The sequence below is a fragment of the Methanomethylovorans sp. PtaU1.Bin093 genome, from assembly GCF_002067275.1.
Taxonomy (GTDB): domain Archaea; phylum Halobacteriota; class Methanosarcinia; order Methanosarcinales; family Methanosarcinaceae; genus Methanomethylovorans.
On record NZ_MVQX01000024.1, the window covers coordinates 1 to 11,494 of the forward strand.

Genomic DNA, 11,494 nt, shown 5'->3' on the forward strand with positions numbered 1-11,494 from the left:
TACAGGCTCAGGCGTGGGCATATGGAACACACAGCCATCCTACGCGAAGTTCATAGTCCAGAATAATAATATCTATAACAATAAGAATGGGCAAACCTATGGTTCAGGCTTCACAATGAGTGAGAATCTCAATGTTGATCCACAATGTGTCGACCCAGCCAATTCACAACTCAGTTCACGTGACTACCATCTTAAAAGCAAGGCAGGCCGCTATTCAAGTGGCAAGTGGGTAACAGACTCAATATCGAGCCCACTGATAGATGCAGGTAATTCCGAATGTGCTTGCAGCAGCGAACCATCTCCGAATGGTGGATTAATAAACATTGGCCGATATGGTAACACTGCCGAAGCTTCCAAGAGTGGTTCATCATTATCACCGATCTCAAATCAATATGAAGATTCACAAACCAATTATGATAACAGGTTACGTGAGGCAGCTCCTACTACTGTTCTTTCTGATTCCACCTATATTGACATTGGAAGGAGCAGTAGTAGTTACAGAGATGTTATGTGGTTCGACCTAAGTGCATACAATACAACGGATACAATATCCGAGGCAATGCTTTCGCTCTACTGGTATTATCCTTCAGCCAGTACCCGTACTTCTGATACAGTATTAGATATATACAGACCGGCTTTTGAATGGGATCCCGAGTATGTGACGTGGACTTCCCGTGCCTCTGGTACCCCATGGAACACAGCGGGAGGAGACTGGTATGACAAGAACGGAGTTGCACAGGGCAGTACTCCATACGCATCTCTTACATTCCCTGCCAGCAAGCTGGCTGATAACAAATACTATGAGTTCGATGTTACGGAACTCGTGCAGGAATATGTAAGTGGTGAACATACCAATACCGGTTTCTTCCTCAAGGCCAGGACAGAGAGCGGCAATTACATTGCATTCTACAGTTCAGAGTGGTCCAATGCTGACCAGCGACCGAAACTGACCGTATCTGCCAGCCCGTTCATTGCAGATGAATTACCGGTTGCAGACGCAGGTTCTGATACGACCGCACTCACAGGTTCAGCTGTTAGTTTCGATGCAAGTGCTTCTGCGGATGATAACGGCATAGTTTCCTACTCATGGGACTTCGATGCATCAAATGGCATAACCTCTGAAGCCACAGGTGTAACAGCCACTACAACGTATACCAGTGCAGGCAATTACACTGTGACCCTGACTGTCACTGACACCATTGGTCAGACAGCCACAGATTCATTGACGGTGATCGTCAGTGCTGCGCCAGTTACAAATATTGTCCTTGATCAGGTCACTTATGACAACAGGTTACGTGAGTTATCACCGACCACTGTTCTTTCCGACACCACCTATCTTGATGTCGGGAGGGTCACAAGCAGTTGCAGGGACCTTATGTGGTTCGATCTTAGCGCATACAACAGCACTGATATGATATCTGAAGCAACCTTGTCTCTTTACTGGTATTATCCTTCAGCCAGCACCCGGACTTCTGACACAGTATTAGATATATACAGACCTGCTGCAGAATGGGATCCTAAGTATGTTAGCTGGAACTCCAGAACCTCTACTTCTGCCTGGACAACTGCAGGAGGCAACTGGTACGATAAGAACGGAGTTGCACAGGGCAGTACCCCGTACGCATCCCTTACTTTCCCTGCCAGCAAGCTGGCTGGTAATAAATACTATGAGTTCGATGTTACGGAACTTGTGCAGGAATATGTAAGTGGTGAACATACCAATACCGGTTTCTTCCTCAAGGCCAGGACAGAGAGCGGCAATTACATTGCATTCTACAGTTCAGAGTGGTCCAATGCTGACCAGCGACCGAAACTGACCGTATCTGCCAGCCCGTTCATTGCAGATGAATTACCGGTTGCAGACGCAGGTTCTGATACGACCGCACTCACAGGTTCAGCTGTTAGTTTCGATGCAAGTGCTTCTGCGGATGATAACGGCATAGTTTCCTACTCATGGGACTTCGATGCATCAAATGGCATAACCTCTGAAGCCACAGGTGTAACAGCCACTACAACGTATACCAGTGCAGGCAATTACACTGTGACCCTGACTGTCACTGACACCAGTGGTCAGACAGCCACAGATTCATTGACTGTGATCGTCACAAAACCAGTGGTAATTGTCGAATATTTCGCCACCTATGACAACAGGTTGCGTGAGTCCTTACCAAGTACAGTTCTTTACGATTCCACCTATCTTGACATTGGGAAAAGTACTAGTGCTTGCAGGGATGTAATGATGTTCGATCTTAGCGGGTACGATACAACGGACGCAATATCCGAGGCCAAGCTTTCACTCTACTGGTATTATCCTTCATCCACTACTCGTACTTCTGACACTGTGGTGGAGATCTACAGGCCACAGGAATGGGATCCTAAGTATGTTAGCTGGAATCACCGTGCCTATGGCATCCCATGGAGCACAGCCGGAGGAAACTGGTATGATAAGAACGGTATATCTCAGGGCAGCAGCCCATACGCATCTATCACATTCCCCGCCAGCACAGTGCCTGGTAACAAATACTACGAACTTGACGTGACTGAACTTGTGCAGGAATATGTCAGCGGTGAACATACCAATACCGGTTTCTTCCTCAAGGCCAGGACAGAGAGCGGCAATTACATTGCCTTCTACAGTTCGGATTGGTCCAATGCTGATCAGAGACCAAAACTGGCCGTAACCAGCTGCTGAGGCTGAAAGCGATCGAGAGCGAATATAATTTCGCTCTACTCATATTTTTAAGTTTAATAAAAAGTGTTTTCAACGGATTGCATTGTGGAGATGGAAATAATAATAGGCCTCCTATGCATCAGGTTCTTTAACTCCTTTTTAAGGAAGGATACTTTTTTGATGCTAAAAAGAAACAGAGGAGATGATCTTATCAAACAACTCTTCAAAAAAGTTTTATCAATCCTGAATGTAAAGTACATACAGGCATGAGTTTTCCCGCATTTCCATAAAACCCTGTGTTTCGGAAATGCCAGCTTTTTCCAGCAATACCTTCTTCCAGGATTCGGGAGGCAATGCGATCTTGCCTGTGTATGCCTTTGCAGCGATCTGAGCGTACTGTAAGGGTTTACCGCCTATTTTGATCCTCTTTGCGACCTCGTTGCGATATGTCTGGTGCATCATACAAGCACTGTGTGCAGCAGAAGGCTGAATGGTATGGTTGTAGTGATCAGTAGCTTCCATATGCACTGGATTGAAATTACCAAGACGTTTGATATATTCTCTTATGGCCTTTGAAAAAGGACACACATTTGTAACAAAGCCATTGCTGCTGATCTGTTTTATATTCTCAAAGGATGAAAGTACTGATTCCCCATTGACCACCGCATTAGTAAAGTCTTCCCAGGTATCGTATTCTTCCTCTGGCACAGATTTTGCAAGAGATTTTGCCTGTCCCACTATATAGTTAGTGAAACCTTCAACACCCTGTTTATCAGAGATATCCTCAAAGAAGAGGAAAACAGATACATCAACAAAAGGATTAGAGGCTATTGTTTCTGCCATGTACTTCACCTTACTCCGCTATTTCCTCACCTGCAGATTTACCCTTCACGATCAACGCAAAGACACAGGAAGCACTTCTAAGGATGCTTTTTATATGCCTATCGTCAACATTGATCCTGGCAAGATTTTCTTGCAGCATCTTTACTTCTCCCATGCGTCCTTTGTTTGCAAGGTGCAGGCATTCAAGAGGTTGCTTTGCAACGGTAATATTGTTGGCAGCAACTTCCCTGAATCGCTGGTGAGTTATACAATAATTCGAAACCGCCGAGTCACGGATGCGATTATTATAGCTATCTGCAACATCTTCATCAGAGTCAGGGATCGGCCCGATCTTCTGGATGAACCTGATCATTGTAGGGGCCATTGGGCATGTTTTCAATGCATACACATATCCTATCACATCTCCGTCCTTATCTGTGATCGCAAGATCTGTAAGTACATTTACTTCACCCTCAATGGTGAGGGAAGTTCTGCCTTCTTTCATTGCTACGTTGAAGGCCGGCCAGCCCACATATGCTTCTTTTCCCATTCTTTCTGCATAACTCTCTCCGACCCGAAGCCAGTATTCTACTACACCCTCGGTGCCGGCCTTGCTAACCATGTCGTCAACAAGTGAATATAATGCTATGTCCATCATGATCAATGTTCTCCATTTAAAATTCCCGAAGCTCAAAAGTTCAGTATATTTTTTCTTCACATATGCGTTCACAGGATTCTATAAGCTTATTATTATTTTTACAGATATATATTTTATGGATGATATGTTTACGAGATACGCTTCCATTTGAATTGCGGAGCATTAGGGTACAGTTTCTCTGTTGTAAAGTTATCTTGTTCGATCAATGACAGTGCCTCTTTCACCGAAGATACTTCCAGTTTGAAGTTCTCTTCTCCAGAAAGGTGGTATTCAAGGAATAAGGTACATTCTTCTGACCAGAACAGGGTTACATCTTCTGTATCATTCTTTGCATTATTTGAATTCGGAGCTGCACATGACCAGGATGCAACTTTGAAAGGATATTTAACCTCAATTCTATCGCTTTGTGATCTATGCTTGTGTTGCCAGTTGGCATCTTCTGTTTTGTGGATCATCTTCATTAACAATGGCCAGGGTTGTAGCTCTATATTTTCAGAATGTTGAAAATGGCGGACCCATTTGTTTTCCATCTCGACCCACCTTATTCTCCATTCAGCAACTTTTCAATTAGAATGAGCAAGGAACTTAAAGAGTCCTTGTCAAGAAAAACGAACATGTCACCATAAAAAGTAGAATTACTTTGAGGCCTGGATAAAACTTGTACTTGGAACATCGTTTCTATGTTGAGTATATCAGTAGACCCTCCCCTTAGTCTGACTGCGATCTCAGCGAACAACTTTTGCGCATCTCCTATCACTATTTCAGGAGTTGATTGGAGCACTTTCGCTCCCAGAAGATCATATATGTTCTTCAGATAGGATCCTGCCAGGATATTGCCTATCTCATTGAGAGCAGACTCGTACATTCCGGGATCTTCTTCCAGTGTGTTTTTGCTCACCAGAAGGGAACTAAGGGTAACAGCACTGTTTGAATCAAAAAGCACCATCATGATGCCATTCAGATCTCCTGTAAGCTCCATCATTATAGCCGCCAGGGTTATAGATGAAGGCATCATTGACGGCATTGATGCGATGTCTATAACCTGGGAATTTGACAGGTTCAGCTGAACCTTGCAATCCAAAAGCTGCGAGAGAGCTGTTGTGGCATTGCCCATACCAATGCTCCCTATCTCTCTCAGGGCGTCTGACTGGAAACCTGAAAGCTGCATCATAAGATAAGATCCCCGATCAAGCTTTATTTCTCAGTTTCGTTTTCAAGGAAGAAACGCTTGCCTGCATAAAAGCGAACGAATTCTTCTTTGCCACCTTTTACTATCTTTATACTATCCTCTGACTCCTCTGCAATGTTCACAAATAGTCCTTCGAACTTACCAATAACTTCTTTTGGGTGTGCAAGGCTATTGACCATACCAACCAGTAAGATCCCTTTGGATGCAAAATCCTCTACCATTCTTGATACAAAGCTATAGGTAAGATCTTCTCCTTTTGTCAGTAGCATATGAGAGAGTGGTTCAAATATAAGGGCGCAGCCCGCAGGCAGCTTGCTCGTTAGATCAAAGAAATGATCAAGCTCGCTCATCGGCAACATGATCACGCCATCTTTTTCCACCAGTTCTTCCTCAATACCGGATAGTTCAATGAATTTCATGGCTCCTATATCCACCAGTTCTCCCAGCCTGTCCTTATATACAGAAGTACGAGGCTCGGTGGAAACCAATACCACATTCATGGTTTCCCCATAAAAGCGGAGGCACATTTCTATTACCGAATCCTCGTACCGGGTTTTGGGAGTATACTCGATCAATGTTGACCATTGTAACAGCCTGGCAATGTTTTCAGCATCGTTCGGATCATACTCAGATGTCTTTTGCTCGGCTTTTCTGAATACCATTCCCTCTATGAGGAAATCACCCAGGTTCTGGCGGGGAATGGTCTTAAAAGCCCGGAACATCAAAAAGCCAGCAGCTGCAAATATACTTGTGTATACAGCACTCCAGAAACCAAGGAACAATAATATGGTCTCAACTACGTTCTGATCAGGATTTCCAACTGCCAGAGCAGGGAAGATCGCAGTAGTGATGAGGAATATTGCTGTCAGGGCAAGAAGAAGCCAAGCAACAGAGCCTCTTCTTGTGTCTTCATATACCTTTATCCAGAAATAAATAGCAGCCATTCCTCCCAAGAGGGAGATGGATATGAATACAATATGTAATATAGTAAGATCTGAGCTAAGCATTCTTACCTCCACAGGAATATATCTCTTTCAACAAATAAACAATTTTTACCATCAAATCACATTCTCTCCCTTTATTGCACTTTTAACGTAATATACTCCTGTATCCGTGTCCAGCACGACGGTGCGGCCATAATTTTTTCCCACGTCTTCGGAAATTATAGGCACCTTCATTTCTGAGAGCACAACTTTGGTAGCCTGTATATTTCGTTCACCAATGTTCATGCTGGCATCGCTGTTAAAAGAGAACATCTTTGCCCCACCAGCTATTTTAGCCACCAGTCTTCTGCGCACTGCCCCGATACCTATCATTTGTTCAATGAGGTAAGGTATGCCGCTATCTGCAAATTTGGCACAGTTATCTGTAAAACGTGCATTTTCAATAGTTGGCAGCATTATGTGTATCAATCCCCCTATTTTGGTCACCGGGTCATAGAGGGCAATGCCTACACAGGATCCTAAACCCAAAGTTGTCAATTTCTCCGGGCTGCGAGTCACAGCATAATCTGCCATTCCTATCACTATCATAGTATCAGTCGATCAATGGATCAGCGGAACAGTGCATTCACTTGCTCCAAGATCAATTCAAGGGATATCGGATCGAAAAGAGTGAGCAGTTTCCCATGCATATCATTACCCTTTAGTGTGAACAGAGTATCAAGAATGATAGCATGTTCCACTTCCTGGCTCATCTGAATGAGTATATTGTCCATAATGGCACCGATCATATCATATGTATGGAACGGTGCTGATGCAAAAACATCTATTTTGAGGAAATCAGAAAAGGCGGTCATATAAGTGCTTCCAAGGATGTGACCCACTTCTGATATAAGGGACTCGTTCATTGGGTTCTTTATATCTGAGTCTTGTTCTTTGGTTATTGTATTGCAGATAAGTTTTGCACTTTCCGGTGGTAAAAGCATTACCATGTAACCTTTTACACATCCGGATAGCTTCATAAGGACCCCAGAAACCAGTTTATCCGCCCCCCCGGAAAACTCTGCCACTTCTTCTATCCTGGCAACCTTAAGATCAGGGGTCATTACCTTTACTTCACTTCCCAGCATCGTTGCCAGAGAAGTGGCTGCATTACCTATTCCTATATTGCTTATCTCTTTTAAAGCGCTGTAATGGAAGTCCGTAAGTTTGGAAACATCATAGACCATAGGATCATCTCTTTTAGCTGAGCCACCAGCATTTTCACTTTTGATATATTCGTTCTCTGGGATTAAAGGCTTTGAAAAGATCTTTGGAAGGCCCTATCAATGTTTCGGTTTTTCCCATTACAAAAAACCCATCTTTATTAAGGCCATTGTAAAAATCCATGTATAATCTTTCCTGGAGTTGTTTTTCGAAATAGATGGTGACATTACGACAAAATATGGCATCAAAACCTGTGAGCTTTTCTCCGGAAATGAGATCATTCCTGCGGAATTTTGCAACTTTTTTGATCTCAGCTTTTAAATGATAGCGTTCTCCATCATGATCAAAATATTTGGTGCGTATGTCAGCAGGAACTTCTTTCATCTCCACTTCTGAATACATAGCATCTTCAGCTCTTTTGATAATATCTATGTCAATATCAGTTCCAGTGATCTGGATGTTATATCGGGAAAAATTATTCCCAAGTATTTTATGCAGAAGTATTGCTATGGAGTACGCTTCGACACCTATAGAGCATCCAGCACTCCATATTCGTATATTCCGAAGTCCTGTGCTTTTAGACTTTATTATAGCGGGTAGCACTTCCTTTTCCACGACTTCGTATGTTTCAGAGTTCCTGAAGAAGTTAGTGACATTCACTGTGAGTGTATCCATTAACTGTTGATACTCATCTTTGTGAGCATTGAGATATTGCACATACTCTCCGAAGTTCTTTGAGCCGGTTGCCCTCATTCTCACGTCAATTCTTCTTTTGAAGTGTGAATCTTTGTATTGTTCACTATTGAAACCCAGATTCTTTTTAATGAGTCCTTTCAATTTCATGTATTCCTGATCTTCAGATGACTCAATTTTTAACATTTAACCGACTCCTTTAGTATAGGCGCTCTTTTTAGAACATTGTACCCTTTCAGGCTACACAGTAGCGAAAATCTATTAACCCATCATTTTTTTCATAATGGCTGCAACGATTACATCTGAAGCGCCCGGTTCAAAGAGCATATTGAACTCATTGCGGGAATTTGTAGAAGGTACATAGCCTATTCCTTTCACTACTATGAATTCATCTGCCATAGACCCCACTGTATCTTTTATAAATTTCCCGACGCCTTCCATGTCCACGCATATCTCAGGTTCACCTATCTGCAGGTTGATCCCCAGGAACTCATTCACTACCCGCATATATGCAGCACATAGTCGCATTCCCATCTCCCTGAGTTTTTTTATTTCTTCTTCCTGGATCGCATGAGTAGTGCCGATCGGTTTTTTTCTGAGCAGATCGACAAAGGAGAGAGCTGAATATTTTGGCAGCAATATAAGTGTCCCTCCTGTTACATCACCATTTATTTTCAAATGTACTCCCACGACACTTTTCTGAGTACCCTCCGAAGCTTCGTTCATGATCCTTTGCAGTGGATATATATCCACCTTTGGAATGTCTATCTTGACCTCGCGATCAACCATTTTTGACAGGGATGTAGCTAAATGGCCCATTCCTATGTTCCCAGCTTCCTGAAAGGCACCCTTTGTCATTTCATCGAGTTCAGGCATTATTATGTCTCCTTAAGTATCAGACCAATGTTCCAATGTCAAGTATCAAGCAAACGGTACCGTCCCCTAGGATCGTGGCACCTGCAAATCCCTTCACGCTACGTAACACTTTGCTGTCAAGGGATTTGATTATCACTTCTTGCTGCCCAAGCAGTTCATCAACAACAAAACCAAAGTGATTCCCCATCTTTTCTACAACTACTACAATGAGGTTCTCTTTGTCGTCGACTTCAACAGGACAATCCAGAATACTGTTAAGTCTTAAAAGCGGTAAGACCTCTCCGCGCAGCAGGATGACCTCCTGCCCTTCTATTGTCTTAATATCCTTTGATCTTATACCTACATCCCTTACCACATTGTTGAGGGGTATAGCGTACGTTTCACCAGCTGTTTTTATCATCAGTGATTGGATGATCGCAATAGTAAGAGGTAATTGAAGTGTGACAATACTTCCTTCTCCAAGCACTGATCTTACTGATACATTCCCTCCCAGCGATTCGATCTTTGTCTTCGCGACATCCATTCCCACACCTCGGCCAGATACGTCTGTAATGACGCTGTTGGTGCTAAAACCGGGGAGGAATATCAGATTCAGTGCTTCTTCATCAGAGAGCTTGGAAACTTCTTCTTTGCTCATCAAACCTTTCTTTACTGCAGCATCCCTTAATTTTGAAGGGTCCATACCTTTTCCGTCATCCTGCACTTCAATAAGCACGGTATTTCTTTGTCGGGATGCTGCAAGGCGTACAAGTCCTTCAGGTGATTTGCCTGCTTTTGCACGTTCTTGCGGTGATTCAATACCATGATCCACAGCATTTCTCAGCAAATGTACCAATGGATCGCCTATCTCATCAAGGACTGTTCTGTCAAGCTCGATCTCCTTACCTTCTATCATAAGATTGATCTGTTTGCCTTCAGACTTTGCCAGATCCCGTATCATCCTTGGAAAACGGCTAAATATCTGATCGATGGGAACCATCCTTGATCCCATTACCTCTGTTTGTATCTCATTGGTAAGCCTGTCCAGGGTACCAAGAGCCTCCTCAAGGTCCTTTGATTTTATACTTGTGGCTAGCTGGTTAAGTCTGATCTTATTGATGATGAGTTCTCCGACCAGGTTCATGAGGTTATCCAGTCTTTCAATGTTGACCCTGATGCTCTGCCCGGTCTTTAAGGACTCGTTCTTTTTCTGTTGTATAGTATTTTTGTTCGTTGGATCTACGTTCTTTCCTTTCGTAATATCTTCTGTATGGGCATCAGTAGTTTCTTCTTGAGGATACAGGGTCATCAGTTCAACTTTCTTTACTTCTGAAATGTTCTCTATCATTTGTTGTATAGATCCCATGCTTTCAGAAGTTGCAGCAACCACCACAAAGCTGAAATCGAATTTTTCATCTTCAATCTCTTTTTCCGAAGGTTTGGTTTTAATGATTTTTCCTACCTTATCCAGGTTCATGAGTACCATGCTTGAACGGGCTGCCTTAAGTACACATGATTCGTCAAGAAGCACTTTAATGGTAAATACTTCCTGATCATTTGATCTTGCATGCTGGATCTCAGCCAGTTCTTCCCGGGTGAACTCGATTTCTTTGCTCATCACTTCTTTACAGGGCAATGGTTCTGTAATATTGGTACTCTGGCTAGCAGGAATTCCATTATCGATGTTCTTTGCAGGAGCAGGATCCATCAGCTTAGTAACTGGTGCTGGAACTGTCATTGTATCCTGTACATTTGAAGGCGGGATCGTTATACTATGGAGTTTACATTGCAGTGTGGATACGTCCACAGCATCAGGGTCATCAATGTTCTCAACAAGCATTTCCAGGGTGTCCAGGCACTCAAATTGGATCTCGATTATTTTTTCGGTCAGGCTTATCTGAGACTTCCTGATCATATCCATGATGTTTTCCATCTCATGAGTGAGTTCTGCGATCGTATTGAATCCCATAGTTGCAGACATACCCTTTAAGGTATGAGCAGAACGGAACATATTATTGATATATTCCATCTCATTTGGGTTTTGTTCCAATCCCAGCAACGCCTCATTAAGTTGCTGAAGATGCTCTTCAGATTCAACTTTGAATATTTCTTTATATTCCGACATTTCCATAATTTCCACCAACAGTGACTTTTGATCATCTTATGATGTTCTTCATATGAGCTGCTGAATTGTTGTGGCTATCATCTCAAGAGGCACTATGCGATCTGCCAGCCCACGATCAACTATGGCCTTAGGCATACCATAGACAATACATGATCTCTCGTCTTCAGCTATGGCCTTTCCTCCGGCTTGCTTTATTTTTTCCACACCTTCAGCTCCGTCCGTACCCATACCCGTCATGATAACTGAAAGGATGTTAGCCCCATATATGGGGGCCAATGTTCGGAAGAGCACATTGACGCAGGGTCTGACACCCAATTCCCTGGGTTCTTTGTTA

Annotated in this window: 12 protein-coding genes; 1 reads left to right on the top strand and 11 read right to left on the bottom strand. The window is 43.1% G+C overall.

Annotation, left to right across the window (positions count from 1 at the left end):
* A partial coding sequence (locus tag A4E24_RS02230; protein ID WP_292351269.1) for a disaggregatase related repeat-containing protein occupies positions 1-2,692 on the top strand: 2,692 nt, incomplete at its 5' end.
* A gap of 216 nt (positions 2,693-2,908) precedes the next feature.
* Here the strand turns inward: A4E24_RS02230 and A4E24_RS02235 are convergent.
* The 11 genes from A4E24_RS02235 to A4E24_RS02285 form a co-directional block, all read right to left on the bottom strand.
* The gene (locus A4E24_RS02235) at positions 2,909-3,514 is read right to left on the bottom strand and encodes a hypothetical protein (RefSeq protein ID WP_292351271.1); all 606 of its coding nucleotides are present in this window, start codon (positions 3,512-3,514) and stop codon (positions 2,909-2,911) included.
* A 10-nt stretch (positions 3,515-3,524) separates the two neighbouring features.
* Positions 3,525-4,151, bottom strand: a complete 627-nt coding sequence (locus tag A4E24_RS02240; protein ID WP_292351273.1) for a hypothetical protein — start codon at positions 4,149-4,151, stop codon at positions 3,525-3,527.
* Positions 4,152-4,279: 128 nt separating this feature from the next.
* A complete protein-coding gene (locus A4E24_RS02245; RefSeq protein WP_292351274.1) occupies positions 4,280-4,606 on the bottom strand; it encodes a hypothetical protein in 327 nt (108 codons plus the stop codon).
* A gap of 86 nt (positions 4,607-4,692) precedes the next feature.
* Positions 4,693-5,322, bottom strand: coding sequence for a chemotaxis protein CheC (locus A4E24_RS02250; protein ID WP_292351276.1), 630 nt, complete (start codon positions 5,320-5,322; stop codon positions 4,693-4,695).
* 23 nt (positions 5,323-5,345) lie between these two features.
* Positions 5,346-6,347, bottom strand: a complete 1,002-nt coding sequence (locus A4E24_RS02255; protein WP_292351278.1) for a DUF3795 domain-containing protein — start codon at positions 6,345-6,347, stop codon at positions 5,346-5,348.
* Positions 6,348-6,398: 51 nt separating this feature from the next.
* A complete protein-coding gene (locus tag A4E24_RS02260; protein WP_292351279.1) occupies positions 6,399-6,872 on the bottom strand; it encodes a chemotaxis protein CheD in 474 nt (157 codons plus the stop codon).
* 20 nt (positions 6,873-6,892) lie between these two features.
* The gene (locus tag A4E24_RS02265; RefSeq protein WP_292351281.1) at positions 6,893-7,510 is read right to left on the bottom strand and encodes a chemotaxis protein CheC; all 618 of its coding nucleotides are present in this window, start codon (positions 7,508-7,510) and stop codon (positions 6,893-6,895) included.
* Positions 7,511-7,544: 34 nt separating this feature from the next.
* Entirely contained in the window at positions 7,545-8,366 is an 822-nt protein-coding gene (locus A4E24_RS02270) for a protein-glutamate O-methyltransferase CheR (RefSeq protein ID WP_292351282.1), read from the bottom strand.
* 75 nt (positions 8,367-8,441) lie between these two features.
* Positions 8,442-9,056, bottom strand: a complete 615-nt coding sequence (locus tag A4E24_RS02275) for a chemotaxis protein CheC (protein WP_292351284.1) — start codon at positions 9,054-9,056, stop codon at positions 8,442-8,444.
* Between the two features lie 19 nt (positions 9,057-9,075).
* Complete coding sequence (locus tag A4E24_RS02280) at positions 9,076-11,166, bottom strand: chemotaxis protein CheA (RefSeq protein WP_292351286.1); 2,091 nt, start codon at positions 11,164-11,166, stop codon at positions 9,076-9,078.
* Between the two features lie 42 nt (positions 11,167-11,208).
* The coding region (locus A4E24_RS02285) for a CheB methylesterase domain-containing protein (RefSeq protein ID WP_292351288.1) at positions 11,209-11,494 on the bottom strand (286 nt) is incomplete at its 5' end.

What these genes read in the sequence shown, in the direction of transcription:
- A4E24_RS02260 (WP_292351279.1), bottom strand. Translation starts at nt 6,872, where the DNA reads ATGATAGTGATAGGAATGGCAGATTATGCTGTGACTCGCAGCCCGGAG.
- A4E24_RS02270 (WP_292351282.1), bottom strand. Translation starts at nt 8,366, where the DNA reads ATGTTAAAAATTGAGTCATCTGAAGATCAGGAATACATGAAATTGAAA.
- A4E24_RS02265 (WP_292351281.1), bottom strand. Translation starts at nt 7,510, where the DNA reads ATGGTCTATGATGTTTCCAAACTTACGGACTTCCATTACAGCGCTTTA.
- A4E24_RS02235 (WP_292351271.1), bottom strand. Translation starts at nt 3,514, where the DNA reads ATGGCAGAAACAATAGCCTCTAATCCTTTTGTTGATGTATCTGTTTTC.
- A4E24_RS02255 (WP_292351278.1), bottom strand. Translation starts at nt 6,347, where the DNA reads ATGCTTAGCTCAGATCTTACTATATTACATATTGTATTCATATCCATC.
- A4E24_RS02275 (WP_292351284.1), bottom strand. Translation starts at nt 9,056, where the DNA reads ATGCCTGAACTCGATGAAATGACAAAGGGTGCCTTTCAGGAAGCTGGG.
- A4E24_RS02280 (WP_292351286.1), bottom strand. Translation starts at nt 11,166, where the DNA reads ATGGAAATGTCGGAATATAAAGAAATATTCAAAGTTGAATCTGAAGAG.
- A4E24_RS02245 (WP_292351274.1), bottom strand. Translation starts at nt 4,606, where the DNA reads ATGATCCACAAAACAGAAGATGCCAACTGGCAACACAAGCATAGATCA.
- A4E24_RS02240 (WP_292351273.1), bottom strand. Translation starts at nt 4,151, where the DNA reads ATGATGGACATAGCATTATATTCACTTGTTGACGACATGGTTAGCAAG.
- A4E24_RS02250 (WP_292351276.1), bottom strand. Translation starts at nt 5,322, where the DNA reads ATGATGCAGCTTTCAGGTTTCCAGTCAGACGCCCTGAGAGAGATAGGG.